This is a genomic window from Nostoc sp. FACHB-110, from assembly GCF_014697425.1.
Classification (GTDB): Bacteria; Cyanobacteriota; Cyanobacteriia; order Cyanobacteriales; family Nostocaceae; genus Nostoc_B.
In genome coordinates, this window is the sequence record NZ_JACJRU010000016.1 from 1 (window position 1) to 14,401 (window position 14,401).

The following is a 14,401-nucleotide window of genomic DNA, read 5'->3' on the forward strand; positions in this document are numbered from 1 at the left end:
ATCCAAGAAATCTTTGACCAACTCACATTTGAGCAGGTAATTTCTGTGTCTTCTTATAACTTTATCCTGGAAGCTCTATTCTATGCAGCTTCATATTAAATTGGTATGACTCTAATAATTTTCAGTCTTGCCCTTCTTTATTTCCACAATATTAGACCTGAATCCTTCCGAATTATTAACTGATAAACAAACCAAAACTTTGTGTATCCTAAAAGTTTAAAATATCTATTGATTCTACTATTTGTAAATCTAAAATTCTTTGTCTGGTATCTTTCAGTGGTGCTAATTTGCCTTCTTTAAGATAAATATTAGCAGCCTTTTGAAAATCATCAATTGCGCCTTGCATATCTCCAGTTTCAGCTAGAATATTAGCACGATTGTAATAAGCATCAGCATAGTTAGGATTAATTTCTAAAGCTTGGGTGTAATCGGCAAATGCTGGCTCTAATTTCCCCAAATCATAAAAAGCATTGCCCCGGTTATAATACGCATCGACATAATGAGGATTAATTTCGATCGCTTGGTTGTAATCTTCGATAGCACCTTCATGATCGCCAACATCAGCGCGTGCATTCCCACGATTTTTGTAAGCCACAGCATCACGAGGATTTATTTTAATAGCTTGAGTAAATCCTGATTGATATCCTAAAAGATAACGTGCCATCCCTCGGTTTTTAGCTGTGGTAGCATAATGCGGATTAATTTTAATTGCTTGAGTGTAATCTTCAATTGCACCTTGATTATCACCTAGATGAGAACGAGCATCAGCACGATTTTTGTAAGCCACAGCAAAGTTAGAGTTTAATCTAATCGCCTGAGTGTAATCTTCAATCGCTAGTTCATAATTTGCTAATTGATAACGTGCTATGCCCCGATGGAGATATAATTTGGCATCATGAATATTAATTTGAATTGCTTGCGAATAATCGGCGATCGCCTGTTCAAAATCTCCTATTTGATAATAACTTAAACCTCGTTTATAATAAATACATGCATCATTTGACTGCAATTTCAAAACTTGATTATAACTAGCAATTGCGGCTTGATAATCTCCTTTTTGCCAATATTCATGACCTTGATTAGCATAATTTATATCTGACTGATACTTAGACACATTATTATTGACTTCTCCAGGTGTTTTGATAACCTGCACATGATTTACTAATATCGGCTGAGATTTTTCCTGTTGCTCAACACTATAATTTATCGCAGATTGATACTGTTCTAAATAACCACGCAAACCCCCACCATACAAAAGCTGATCTATCCCAAATGCAATTCTGCCAGTTTTGAGTTTAATCATCTGTGTAGGCAGAAACCCTGCTAAATATAGATGGTATTCAGATTGCGCTTCATGCACTTCTTCTTGAATAAAAATGCAAACTATGACTGCATTTTTTTCAACTTCTTCAGAACTGACAGACCATCTGACTCGATCAATACTGCCGTGACGCGATTTTACCTCAATGCCAATTGTCGGGTCAGCAGTTAAAGTAAAATCAATTTTCCCATCACCACCAAAGCGTTTTTCATAATCAACTTCCGTAATACAATCAGCCAGGCGTTCTTTTACCACTTCTTCGCCTAATTTGCCTTTGAGATAGCTGATAAACACATCTCGTACTGGCGAAACACGCTTGTATTTTTCTGCCATTTGCCAGCAGAAGTCACGGAGAATTTTTAACCTCTCACCAGAAATGATTGTTAATTCACTATGTTGACCTTCTGTTTCGCAGTGCAGCAAACAACCAGATGCCAATCTTTTAATAAAATCAGACTGTAGCGATCGCAGCAGCGTAATCCAGTCCATTTCTATCTCTGCGAACCTTTTGGATGAGATTATTTTATTAAAATAACCCAACCGCGTAAACATTGAAATTTATTAGGTTGATCATCAGCAAATGCTTATATAAGAATTGGGTTTAATTTGTGAATAGATTCCTCACAGATATTGATACTTAGTAGATTTGACCAGTTGTGCAAACCAAAATCGCTGGATATTATGGTTGAGCAACTCCCAAAATTGACCTGGAACATAAAGCAAAAATATAGTTAACAGAAAAAGTAGATATTTATACTAATACCTCAAGAATATCCGGTAAAAGTATAGTGTTATTGTATACAGAAATTACTTATCAATCAACTTACATAAAATTCTATGGCAGGATTGCACCCTTCTCCTCTAGCTGGTAAGAAAAATACGCGTACAGTTGGGCGAAATTTCCAGCCTGTATTTTTAATCATGTTTACCCTCTTAATGCTGGGTGGCATCGCTGCGCGTTTAGCATATTTACAAATTGTTGAGGGATCAAGTCATCGCCAACGAGCCGAATCAAACCGAATTCGAGTTATTGCTAAACAACCAGAACGAGGAAATATTTTTGACCGCAACGGTAAACTTTTAGCTAGTACACGTTATCCTCGCTCTGTTTATCTTTGGCCAATGGCACACACCAAACCTTCTTGGCCCATAATAGGGCCACGTCTAGCAGCAATTTTAGATGTTCCCCAAGCAGAAATCGAAAAAAAACTAGACGAAGCTGGTGTCAATTCCTCTTCTCTGATTAGAATTGCCCGTGATTTAAACGAAGCCCAAATTACAGCCATTAAAGAATACGCCAACGAACTCCCCGAAGTCGAAATTCATACAGAAGCGGTGCGTTATTATCCTCATGGGCGAGAACTCGCTCATGTACTAGGATATACACGCGAATTAACCGCCGAACAGTTAAAAGAAAAAAAATCAGCAGGCTATCGTTTAGGTGATGTCATCGGCCAAATGGGCGTTGAAAAAGCCTACGAGAAAGTATTGCGGGGTGAATGGGGAGGTCAGCAAGTAGAAGTAGATGGTGCGGGAAGACCTCTGCGAGTTTTAGGCGAAAAACAAGCCAAAGCAGGCAATGACTTGCATCTCACCTTAGATTTAAATATGCAAAAGGCGGCGGAAAAAGCTTTAAATGGTAAAAATGGGGCTATTGTTGCCCTCAACCCCAAAAACGGTGCTGTTTTAGCTTTAGTATCCCATCCCACCTTTGACCCAAATATCTTTTCTAAACAAAAACTGTCTCAAAAAGATTGGGAATCTGTACAAGGTGCAGATCATCCCCTAGTTAATCGCGCCCTTAGTGCTTTTCCCCCCGCTAGTACCTTCAAAATTGTGACGACAACTGCGGGGTTAGAATCAGGAAAATTTTCTCCTAATACAGTTTTGCAGACATACGGTTCCTTAAATATAGGTGGCACAAGATTTGGCGAATGGAATCATGCTGGTTTCGGGCCTTTAGGCTTTGTGGGCGCAATGCAGTGGAGTAGTGATACATTCTTTTATCAAATTGGTAAGGGTGTTGGTGGCCCAACATTAATTGAATGGACGCGCAAGTATGGATTTGGTCAAAAAACTGGCTTTGAGTTTGCCTCAGAAGAAGCAAAAGGTTTAGTCCCTGATGAAAACTGGAAGCAAAAAGCTTGGAAGATACCTTGGACTGTAGGCGACACAATTAATATGTCTATTGGCCAAGGTGCTTTACAAACAACACCTTTACAAGTGGCTATTATGTTTGCCGTACCAGCTAACGGTGGCTATCGAGTGCAACCGCATTTGCTAAAAGACAATGAAAATGCTCAAACCTGGCGCGAAACTTTAAATCTCAAGCCATCAACAACTAAAATTCTGCGTGACGGACTGCGAAAAGTTGTGGCTGAGGGTACAGGTAAAGTTTTGAACAAACCGACAATTCCGCCTGTGGCTGGCAAGAGTGGTACTGCTGAAGCATGGAATCGAGGTGTGAAACAAAATCATGCTTGGTTTGGTGCTTATGCACCTGCGGATAACCCAGAAGTTTTAATTGTTGCCTTCGCTGAACATTCTGGTGGTGGGGGTGGTAGTGTAGCTGCACCCATGATTTTGCAAATTATGGAAGACTATTTTCAGCAGAAATATCCAGGCAAGTATCAAAAGCCACAAGTGCCACAGTCAGACAATAACCGCAGGAATTAAAAAATTAATTTGGGTGAAAGGGTTTTGAACACTATACCCCAAGACAGCCTACCGATAACCTTTTAGGACTTATGTAGGACTTACGCAAAAAAACTCTCAAACTCTTATTTCTCCGTGAACTCTGTGTCTCTGTGGTTCGATTTTCCGTAGGCTGTGCGTAAGTCCTGATCCTAAACATTCATATAACCGCCATCAACAACTAAATCAGCTGCTGTCATATAAGATGAACCGTCACTGGCTAGAAAAACAACAGCAGCAGCAATTTCTTCTGGTTTACCAAAACGTCCTAAAGGTGCGGTTTGCTTGATATATTCACCAAAACTGTCTAAGGCTTCTGGTGATAGTCCCATTTTGCCTTGGAAATTTGTAGGTATTAAACCCGGACTAATGGCATTTACCCTGATATGGCGACTACCTAACTCGGCTGCTAAAGTTCTGGCAAAGGAGCGCACAGCCGCTTTGGTGGCAAAATATATGCTGCCCATTGCTGCACCTTTTTCATTCACTGAGGAAGCATTCAAGATGACACTAGCACCTTGATTTAACAATGGGGATAATTTCTGTACAGTGAAGAAGACACCTTTAACATTGATATCAAACTGATTGTCATACAAAGTTTCGTCGATCGCTTCTATCGGCGCGAAAAATCCAATACCAGCATTGGCAAACAAAATATCAAGACCGCCAAATTCTGATTTTACTGTTTCTGCTAGATTATTCAAGTCCTGGAGCGATCGCACATCCGCCTGCACGGGAATTACTTTTGCACCCAGTTCTTGAGTCGCAGTTTGCAAACGTTCTTGATTCTGTCCAGTAATAATTAACCGCGCACCTTCGGCGACAAAATGTTTAGCAGTCTCAAAACCAATACCTGTAGTACCTCCTGTAATTACAGCCGTTTTGTTATGCAAGCGTCCCATCACAATGTCTCCTGGCGAACGGTGTTTTTTATCGGTGCTAATTAAAAGGGAACAGGGAATACATCAGGGCTTATACCCTTTTCAAACTTTGCTTCCTGTTCCCTATTACCTGTCAATTTTTTGAGTTTTGCAATTGTTTTTCAGTTACCCAAGCAGCATGAAAACCATAGGGTACGCGTTGTGGAATTAGCACCCGCGCCACAGGTTCATCTGTAATATTTTGAGCATTCACCACTAATAATTCTGAAGTGTTTGCTGTTTCATCGTGAACAAAAGTCATCAGCCAGCCATCATCTTCTGCAGTTGCGCTGGGACTGGGGACAAATACAGATTCACCGCCATAACGCCCTTTTCCAAATTCATGGATTTGAGATTTATTACTGCTAAAGTCGTATTTAATTATACCTTCAAATAAAGGCACGGAAGTATCAGCACTTTTATTAACGTAGCCATAACGAGTTTGTCGCCCCAAAAAGTTCTCATTAACACGAGGAAATTCCCCAGCCATATCATCTAATTTTGACTCAGAAACAGATCCGGTAGTTAGATTAAATCGCCATTGATGTAGTCGGGGAATATTTGCATCGGGATCATTGAGATCACTAACACTCAATAAAGAAGTTGAACTCATACGACAGGCAATCAGCACCACTTCATCACCTTGTTCGTAGGCGTTCAAGGTATGAAACACATAGCAAGATGGACTTTCAAACCAGCGAATCTTGCTGTTATCGCCGTGACGTGGGAGAATGCCAAAACGACTAGGGTGATCGCGCTCAAACATCAGTATTGGTAGTCCCTGCTGCATCCGTTCTGGGCGGCAAGTCAGGGGTAAATCCATAAAAATTGTGTAATTTTCAGTGATGGCAAAATCATGCATCATCACTGCTGTGGGAATTTCAATGGGTACTGTCCATAACAACTCGCCTGCGGCGGAAACTATGCCGTATTGCAAATATGGTGGTGCAAACGAGTAGCCAAAGAAGATCATTTCGCCCGTAATTGGGTCTACTTTTGGATGGGCAGTAAAAGCAGAAGTTAGCTTGCCATTATAAGTGTATTCACCAATAGTCTTTAAATCTGGAGTTTGAATTGCATAAGGCGCACCACCTTCCCAGGTTGCTAACAATTGCCCATCATGCCAAACCAAAGCAGTATTAGCAGTGTTTCTTGATATGTCAAGATGATTTTGTTGTGGTGGTTCTAACAAGCCATTCAAAATCGCCTTGCCGGCTTCATGTTCGGCTTGCCATTTTTGCGTCTGCACATAACGGTTACAATAAGTAGCTTTACCGTTATTAATTCTCACCCCATGTAACATTCCATCCCCATCAAACAAGTGATAATGACCGATAGGCGACCATTGAGGGTTAGGGCCATTTCTCACAAACATCCCTGAGATTTCTGGCGGCAGTTCGCCAATTACTTGCAAGTTTTCTGTAGTAATTTCTTGACGAACGGGCGCAAAATTGCCATCAAGGTATGGGTTAACAGATGTGTTTACCATTGTGTTTTGAATGAAACGAGGTGAATTTGCAGGATTACCTATTTAATGATGACAATATCAAAGATTAATTGTGAGGAAAATCTTATATAGCGTCTCCTAGTCTGCTGAAGTACAAATCTCTGCGTACCTCTGCGCTTAACTCTGCGACCCTCTGCGTTTCAAAATATTACCTGTACCTCACTTAACTGGGAATCGCTATATCGTGTTCTGTTAAAGACTGATCATGAATGCCGCAAGGGGGCAGGGGAGCTTGAGTTCAGAAATAGTATTCCTACTCCCCACTCCCACCCTAAACTATCAATCGCGCCACAAAGCAATGCCACCTAACAAACCCGTGACATTGGGTATCAGTTTCACATTCAAAGGTAATTGTAAATTCACCTTAATAGCTTCACCACCACCGATATAGAGATAATCATAATTAAACAAATGCTGCAAAGAAGCGATCGCTTTTTCTAAGCGTCTGTTCCATTTTTTTGCGCCATACTTTTCTAAAGCTGCCCGTCCTAGTTGTTCTTCATAAGTTTGTTCTTTGCGAAATTGATGGTGTCCCATTTCCATATTCGGCACTAGTTTACCATCGACAAATAAAGCCGAACCAAACCCAGTTCCCAAGGTAATTACCAACTCAACGCCTTTCCCGGCGATCGCGCCTAAGCCTTGCATATCTGCATCATTAATTACCCGTACTGGCTTGTTTAGACTTTGTGACAATGCCGTTGCCAAGTCAAAGCCAATCCAACTAGGGTGTAAGTTTACTGCTGTTTCTGTAACTCCACAGCGCACCACACCAGGAAATCCCACAGAAACACGATGAAACTCACCTTGGGCAGCTGCCAAAACTGCGATCGCATTAATTACTACATCTGGTTTCGCTGGGGATGGTGTATCTACCCGCGCCCTTTCTGTCAGGGGAGTGCCGGTAATATCCAAAACCATCGCTTTAACACCACTACCACCTATATCTACCGATAAAGTGCGAATTGAGCCATTTTCATCAACCATTGAATTTTCCTTATTACTACTCTCTGGTTATTATGCGTCCCTGCTTCTGGTAATATCCTGATGTGTAGATAGTCTTCACAAGACTCAAAATTAAGATGCACAGCTTTATTCCCCCAGAACGCTTTTTTCCTTATCTAACTTGGACTGAGATTCAAGATATGCCTCATAAGGAAAATGTCGTCATCATTCAACCCGTAGGTGCAATTGAACAACACGGCCCTCATTTGCCCTTGATTGTCGATGCAGCCATTGGTGTTGGTGTTCTGGGAAAAGCCCTCAGCAAGCTAGATGCCAGCATTCCTGCTTATGCCTTGCCCACTCTCTATTATGGTAAATCCAACGAACATTGGCATTTTCCAGGTACTATCACCCTTAGTTCTGAAACATTGACAGCCACGATTATGGAAGTGGGTGAAAGTATTTATCGGGCTGGGTTTAGAAAACTTGTCTTGATGAACTCCCACGGCGGACAACCCCAGATTATGCAAATGGTAGCCAGGGATTTACACGTTAAGTATGATGATTTTTTAGTATTTCCTTTATTTACTTGGCGCGCGCCAAACATTACCAAAGAATTGCTGACACCCAAAGAAGCCAAACTGGGAATGCACGCCGGAGATGCAGAAACTAGCATTATGTTGGCAATCTTACCCGAACAAGTGAAACTGGAAAAAGCCGTTGCCGAATATCCCCCCGAACAACCAGAAAGCACATTAATTAGTTGGGAAGGTCAATTACCCGTATCTTGGACTACGTGCGATATCAGTAAAAGTGGCGTGATTGGGGACGCTACAACCGCAACCAAAGAAAAAGGCGATCGCATCCTCGAATCTGTCTCCGACGGATGGGTGCAAGTAATCAAAGATATTTACGCTTTTAGACTACCAAATTCTATATCGCTGAGGACTTGACAAGTACACCACACAGTGAACTGATATGTTTGTAGATTTTCATACTAAGTTGCTACAAATAGCAAGACAACACATCACATCAAAAGTGTGATCAGAATCATCTAAAAGTAAAATCTTTAACCTTAATATTTACAGGGAAATTATGCAGCATAAATGCGTTTGATAAGCATTTCTTACTACACCCATTGCAAGACTTAGATACAGTCCTATAGTTTTTATGGAGTGATACAGGTTTATGACATCTACCATAACTTATACTTACGATGCTGCGGGCAACCTCATAGCTGAAAACGCGGACTCTAATAATGATGGAGTTGTAAATGCAGTTGTTACTTACACCTATAAACAAACATCCTCTAGCCTTGACTACAACGCTGACGGCAAAGCTGACTCTATCGCAATTTATACATATGATGCCAACGGCAATATGACATCACAAAGCCTTGATAACAACGGCGATGGCAAGGCTGACCATATCACAAAATATAAATATGATGCCAACGGCAACATAACATCACAAAGCCTTGACTCAAATGGCGATGGCAAGGCTGATTATATTGAAATCTCTAGCTATGATGCCAACGGCAAGCAGACAGCCTATATTGAGGATAACAACGGCGATGGCAAGGCTGACTATATCACAAAATATACATATGATGAGAGCGGCCGAGAGCTATCCTTTAGCCGTGACTCAAATGGCGATGGCAAGGCTGACTATATCACAAAATATACATATGATAAGGGCGGTAACAAAACATCTTATATTGTTGACTCAGATGGCGATGGCAAAGCTAATGAGATCACAACTTATACGTATGATGTCAACAGCAACATAACATCACAAAGCCGTGATTCAAATAGCGACGGTAAGGCTGACTATATCTCAACCTATACATATAATGAGAACGGCAACAGAACATCTTATATTATTGACTCAGATGCTGATGGCAAGCCTAATTATATCGAAGAAAACTATATATATAATGAGAGCGGCAACTTACTATCTTATAGCTATGACAACAACGCCGACGGCATAGATGGTATTAACACTTATACATATGATGAGAGAGGTAACATTACATCTTTTAGCTTTGATTACGATGCTGATGGCAAGGCTGATTATATACAAACCTCTACATATGATGAGGACGGCAAAGTAACATACTATAGCTATGACCAAAATGGTGATGGCAAGGCGGATTATATCGAAACCTCTACATATGATGAGAGCGGCCATCTACTATCCTCTATTTTTGACAGAAACGGTGATGGCAAGGCGGATTATATCGAAACCTCTACATATAATGAGCGCGGCAACCTACTATCATATAGCATTGACGAAAACGGTGATGGCAAGGCTGATTATATCGAAACCTCTACATATAATGAGGGCGGCAAATTGCTATCCCATAGCATTGACGGAGTCCTCGGACGCTATGGCATTGTAGAATCAGCCGATGGCAAAATTAATGAGATCACAACCTACATATATGATGCCAACGACAACTTAATATCTTATAAATATGACTATAACGCCGATGGAAAAGTTGATTATGTTAAAACCTATACATATGGACGCGCATACGCTAGGTATGATAGTAATAATGATGGGGTAATTGATAAAACAGCCACCTACACCTATGACTTTAGTGGTCAGCTAGTTTCACAACAAATCGACAATAATCTCGACGGCACCACAGATGAAATCACCAGCTACAAATACGATGCCAACGGCAAACTCAGCACACAGCTAGTTGACAAAAATAATGATGGCACAATTGATGAATCAACTGCTTATAGCTACGATGCTAACGGCAGAATAGCAGCAGAAATATTAGATAACAATAATGATGGGCTAGCTGACAAAATTACTAGTTACAACTATGACAAAAACGGAAAACTAATTGCCGCAGATATAGACAATAATAGTAATGGAATCATAGATGCAGTTGTCAGTTATTCTTATAACGAGCAAGGGCAACTAATTAGCAACACTAATGAAGATAAAAAAGTAGCAGGTAAATGCTTATGGGGTGGCAAAGGCAACGATACACTCATAGGCAATGCTGGCAATGACAAGATTGTTGGCAATAAAGGCAATGACCAATTGTTTGGGAAAGCAGGCAATGACAAACTCATTGGTGGTAAAGGGAATGACTTACTAGTTGGTGGTGCGGGTGGCGATATTCTCACAGGTGGTTGTGGCGCAGATCAGTTTGTTTACCAAAGTCTAAGTGATTCGTTGTTGTCGAAGCGTGACGTGATTACTGACTTGAGAATTGGGGTAGATCAGATTGATGGTATAAATGCCGTATCGGCAGCCAACTTGGTGCAATTAGGAACTGTGGCGAGTTTGAATTTATCAGATATCCAAGCGGTGTTAACAGCAGATGCTTTTGTGGCTAAAGGTGCAGCAACTTTTACCCTTGGTAGTGGTAAGCAAACGAAGACTTTTGTCGCACTCAATAATGATGTGAGTGGTTTTTCTGCACTGACTGATGCTGTGATTGAGATTACTGGTTACAAAGGCAATTTGGCTCATCTTGCTGTTGTTTAAGATTGATGTGTGTCATGTATTTGGATGTTTCGCTAAAATGCCACTTTTTAGGGGTATTTACATAGGCTTTGTGGTAGATATGTTGACGATAGTTTAACTCATCTACTCTACCGCGAAGCTTTTGGCATGTTACGGCTTCCGCCTAATACAACACCATAGAATACAAGTCCCCAGAGCCGCCCAAAGCAGTGGCTCCCTTACATATACTGAGATTTTTTCAGAAATTACATCAGATTCCCATATTAGTAAAAGTGATGTGATTGGTGATGTGACAACTGCAACCAAAGAAAAAGGCGATCGCATCGTATCTTTGAATCTGTATCTGACTGATGGGTGCAAGTAATCACAGATATTTACGCTTTTAGACTACCAAATTCTGTTGCGCTGGGTACTTGACAAGCTTTTCATATAGTGTATTTGATAAGTTTGCAGATTTTTACACTAAGTTACTACAAATAGCAAGACAACACATCACACCAAACTTGTGATCAAAATCATCTAAAAGTAAAATCTCTAACTTTATTATTTGCCGCAATACTAGCCACCATAAAGGCATTTGATCAACCTTTGTTTCTACTACAAGAATTAGTATGAGTAAGTTAAAAATTCCTCCCAATATTATAGGCACAAATCAGGCTGACCTAGTTCAGGGGTCTGATATGAAGATCGGCATTGAAGTTTTAACTAATGGAATCATCGATTCTTTTTTGGGAAACGATACGATAATTGGTGAAGGGTTTGGTATTTTTTCAGAAGGAATTGGAATCTCCAATAGTGGCAGTATAAATAGTGGTTTGGGAAATGATACTATCAAAGGCACTGCCTTCACCAGTGCTTTTTCCAGAGATTATCCTCCAGGAGTTGGCATCTTTAACAGTACCACAGGTATCATCCGTGCTGGAGCAGGAGATGATTCAATCACAGGTACAGGTGAAGGTAATAGAGCTATAGGTATTTCAAATCAAGGCAATATAAATGGAGATTCAGGTAACGACGAGATTGCAGGTGTCGGCACAGGATTAGGTGCTGGGGGAGATGCGATTGGCATATTAAATAGCGGGAGTATTAGTGGCGGTACCGGAAATGATTCAGTCATAGGAACTGGCACTGGCAATCTGGACATCTATGGTAGTGGAGGAGATGGAATTGGCATCTCTAACGCAGGTATGATATGTGGCAATGCTGGAAAAGATAATATTATCGGTACTGGAACAGGCGGTCAAGGGGAAACTTACATCTTGCCTGGCTCTGGGGGTAAAGGAATTGGTATTGTTAATACATCAAGTATCAGTTCTGGAATAGGCGATGATTTAATTATTGGTGTTGGCAAAGGAGGAATTGGAGATGGCCAAGGTGGTGATGGTATAGGTATTTCTAACAATTCCTATATCAATGCTGGTAGTGGAAGTGATTTGATTAGGGGTATTGGTCTTGGTGGTTTGGGCAATTCTGCCTCAGATGGACGTGGAGTTGGTATATCCAATACAGGTCGCATCAACGCAAGTTGCGGTAATGATCAGATTTTCGGTTTTGGTACTACTGTGGGAATTGAGGGCAATGGTGTACATCTGATTGGTATTGAGGGTGGATCTGGCAATGATTATTTCAAAGCAAGGAAAATCAACGGTTTAGACGCTAGCGGTAATCCTATTGACAGTACTAATCAGGATGGAGCTATTACCAATATCTTCATCAGTGGGGGTAACGGCAAAGACACCTTTGACTTAGGGTTTGGAACTGCCAAGTTAGATGGTGGTAGAGGCGATGATATCTTAGTCCTGCCAGTTATTGGTAGTGGCACTTACTCTATCGGACTACCTGATGTCAATGGTTGGTTTCAAATTACAAATACTTTGAGTACAAATGTCTTCACTGTTAGTAGCATTGAGCATATAGTTTCTGGTGGAGTTACTCTTCTTTAAAGAAGCAGTAGCTTGTTGCCATTTTTACTTTTAGTGTTAAGTTCACATTTAAGTAGAGACGTTGCAATGCAACGTCTCTACAAAGGTTATCGGTAGGCTAATTATCTGATCTCAACTGTGTTACATTTAAGCCTTGCCTCAGAGATTCAGTTTGGATTGTTATATTAGAGCTAACGGGCGATTTATTTAGATAGTCAATACAGAGATAGTAACTATGGCAACATTTGAACCTCATAACAATCGCTATAGCCAAGAAGATGTACAGCGCATTCTTCAGTTGGCAATTGCCCGTCAAGCTGATGACCAAGACAAGGAATTTTCCTATGAGTTACTGTCAGAAATTGCTGGGGAGTTAGATATTTCGCCTGATTGTTTACAACTAGCAGAACGCGACTGGCGATCGCAACAAAGTGAAATTCAACAGCGCAAGGCTTTTGATGCGTACCGTCTCTCAAAATTTAAAAAAAGGTTGGGCAATTTTGCCATTGTCAATACTGTTTTAATATCAATTAACTTTTTGGCTACCAGTGGTCATATTTTGGTGTTACCTTGGTCGCTGTACATTCTACTCTTTTGGGGATTGAAAGTTGGGTTAGATTTTTGGAACAACTTTCATACTAAAGGTGAAGAGTATGAAATGGCTTTTCAAAAATGGTATCGCAAAAATCAGTTGAAGCAAACCGCTAATACAGTTTTGCAAACTGCCAATACGCTTGTAAATAGATGGTTTAAAGCATTGCAGATTTAGGCATTAAACTGCTAAAAATCTTTGAATTACATCTTGACTCAGTTCGTGAGTAGAACCAGAGGCAACAATAGCACCTTTTTGCATAGCGTAATAGTAATCAGCTTGACGCACAAAGTGTAAATGTTGCTCTACTAATAATACAGAAATGCCTGTGGTTTCCACGATGCGGCGAACGGCAGCTTCAATTTCGAGGATGATGGAAGGTTGAATCCCTTCGGTGGGTTCGTCTAATACGAGTAGTTGCGGTTGTCCCATTAAAGCACGAGCGATCGCTAATTGTTGTTGTTGTCCACCACTTAAATCTCCACCCATCCGCGACAGCATAGTTTTCAATACAGGAAACAAGCTAAAAATCTCTTCGGGAATTTCGGCTTTTTTTGGCTGTTTACGTCTGGCTTCTAACCCCAATAACAGATTTTCTTTGACAGTTAACCGGGGAATAATTTCTCGTCCTTGAGGAACATAACCTATACCCATTTTTGCCCTTTGGTCTGGGGATTTGGCATTAATTAATTCATCTGTAAAGTTAATTGTGCCACTGCGGGGTTTGAGTAATCCCATAATTGTTTTCAGCATGGTTGTTTTACCCACACCGTTCCGCCCAATTAAACAAACCATTTGTCCAGAGGGTACGGTCAAATCTACATTACGGAGAATATGGCTTTCACCGTAGTAAACGTTTAGGTTAGAGATTTTTAGCATAAATTACAGTATATTTGCTGAAATTTAGAGAAATATGAGTTTTAAAATTGATTTACGAGTCAAAAATCAATTTTACAAATCAGTAATTTTTGACAATTTGGCTAACTGGAATTTATAGTTCATACTTCATGA

10 protein-coding genes and 1 pseudogene are annotated in these 14,401 nt (G+C 40.5%); 6 read left to right on the plus strand and 5 right to left on the minus strand.

Going from position 1 to position 14,401, the window contains the following annotated elements; genetic code table 11:
* Positions 1-208: 208 nt before the first annotated feature.
* Positions 209-1,810 (minus strand): tetratricopeptide repeat protein, encoded by a 1,602-nt coding sequence (locus H6G69_RS16265; protein ID WP_190689050.1) that lies wholly within the window; start codon positions 1,808-1,810, stop codon positions 209-211.
* Between the two features lie 348 nt (positions 1,811-2,158).
* Between H6G69_RS16265 and mrdA the strand changes: the two genes are divergently transcribed.
* Complete coding sequence (mrdA, locus tag H6G69_RS16270; RefSeq protein ID WP_190689053.1) at positions 2,159-3,997, plus strand: penicillin-binding protein 2; 1,839 nt, start codon at positions 2,159-2,161, stop codon at positions 3,995-3,997.
* Between the two features lie 170 nt (positions 3,998-4,167).
* Here the strand turns inward: mrdA and H6G69_RS16275 are convergent, their stop codons facing one another.
* The 3 genes from H6G69_RS16275 to H6G69_RS16285 form a co-directional block, all read right to left on the minus strand.
* Positions 4,168-4,917, minus strand: coding sequence for an SDR family oxidoreductase (locus H6G69_RS16275; RefSeq protein ID WP_190689056.1), 750 nt, complete (start codon positions 4,915-4,917; stop codon positions 4,168-4,170).
* 112 nt (positions 4,918-5,029) lie between these two features.
* Positions 5,030-6,424 (minus strand): carotenoid oxygenase family protein, encoded by a 1,395-nt coding sequence (locus tag H6G69_RS16280; protein ID WP_190689059.1) that lies wholly within the window; start codon positions 6,422-6,424, stop codon positions 5,030-5,032.
* 297 nt (positions 6,425-6,721) lie between these two features.
* A complete protein-coding gene (locus tag H6G69_RS16285; protein ID WP_190689062.1) occupies positions 6,722-7,429 on the minus strand; it encodes an ROK family protein in 708 nt (235 codons plus the stop codon).
* Positions 7,430-7,524: 95 nt separating this feature from the next.
* Between H6G69_RS16285 and H6G69_RS16290 the strand changes: the two genes are divergently transcribed.
* The 5 genes and pseudogenes from H6G69_RS16290 (at position 7,525) to H6G69_RS16310 (ending at position 13,567) form a co-directional block, all read left to right on the plus strand.
* Entirely contained in the window at positions 7,525-8,340 is an 816-nt protein-coding gene (locus H6G69_RS16290; protein WP_190689065.1) for a creatininase family protein, read from the plus strand.
* Between the two features lie 235 nt (positions 8,341-8,575).
* Positions 8,576-10,897, plus strand: a complete 2,322-nt coding sequence (locus H6G69_RS16295; protein WP_190689068.1) for a bluetail domain-containing putative surface protein — start codon at positions 8,576-8,578, stop codon at positions 10,895-10,897.
* 223 nt (positions 10,898-11,120) lie between these two features.
* Positions 11,121-11,227, plus strand: a pseudogene (locus H6G69_RS34820) (creatininase family protein); the annotation flags it as partial.
* A 329-nt stretch (positions 11,228-11,556) separates the two neighbouring features.
* Positions 11,557-12,819, plus strand: a complete 1,263-nt coding sequence (locus tag H6G69_RS16305) for a hypothetical protein (protein WP_190689070.1) — start codon at positions 11,557-11,559, stop codon at positions 12,817-12,819.
* Positions 12,820-13,033: 214 nt separating this feature from the next.
* Positions 13,034-13,567: a 2TM domain-containing protein gene (locus H6G69_RS16310; RefSeq protein ID WP_190689072.1), complete on the plus strand. Its 534-nt coding sequence runs from the start codon at positions 13,034-13,036 to the stop codon at positions 13,565-13,567.
* 3 nt (positions 13,568-13,570) lie between these two features.
* Here H6G69_RS16310 and urtE read toward each other — a convergent pair whose 3' ends face one another.
* The gene (urtE, locus tag H6G69_RS16315) at positions 13,571-14,269 is read right to left on the minus strand and encodes an urea ABC transporter ATP-binding subunit UrtE (RefSeq protein ID WP_190689074.1); all 699 of its coding nucleotides are present in this window, start codon (positions 14,267-14,269) and stop codon (positions 13,571-13,573) included.
* Between the last annotated feature and the right edge of the window lie 132 nt (positions 14,270-14,401).

What these genes read in the sequence shown, in the direction of transcription:
- H6G69_RS16265 (WP_190689050.1), bottom strand. Translation starts at nt 1,810, where the DNA reads ATGGACTGGATTACGCTGCTGCGATCGCTACAGTCTGATTTTATTAAA.
- mrdA (WP_190689053.1), top strand. Translation starts at nt 2,159, where the DNA reads ATGGCAGGATTGCACCCTTCTCCTCTAGCTGGTAAGAAAAATACGCGT.
- H6G69_RS16275 (WP_190689056.1), bottom strand. Translation starts at nt 4,917, where the DNA reads ATGGGACGCTTGCATAACAAAACGGCTGTAATTACAGGAGGTACTACA.
- H6G69_RS16280 (WP_190689059.1), bottom strand. Translation starts at nt 6,424, where the DNA reads ATGGTAAACACATCTGTTAACCCATACCTTGATGGCAATTTTGCGCCC.
- H6G69_RS16285 (WP_190689062.1), bottom strand. Translation starts at nt 7,429, where the DNA reads ATGGTTGATGAAAATGGCTCAATTCGCACTTTATCGGTAGATATAGGT.
- H6G69_RS16290 (WP_190689065.1), top strand. Translation starts at nt 7,525, where the DNA reads ATGCACAGCTTTATTCCCCCAGAACGCTTTTTTCCTTATCTAACTTGG.
- H6G69_RS16295 (WP_190689068.1), top strand. Translation starts at nt 8,576, where the DNA reads ATGACATCTACCATAACTTATACTTACGATGCTGCGGGCAACCTCATA.
- H6G69_RS16305 (WP_190689070.1), top strand. Translation starts at nt 11,557, where the DNA reads ATGAAGATCGGCATTGAAGTTTTAACTAATGGAATCATCGATTCTTTT.
- H6G69_RS16310 (WP_190689072.1), top strand. Translation starts at nt 13,034, where the DNA reads ATGGCAACATTTGAACCTCATAACAATCGCTATAGCCAAGAAGATGTA.
- urtE (WP_190689074.1), bottom strand. Translation starts at nt 14,269, where the DNA reads ATGCTAAAAATCTCTAACCTAAACGTTTACTACGGTGAAAGCCATATT.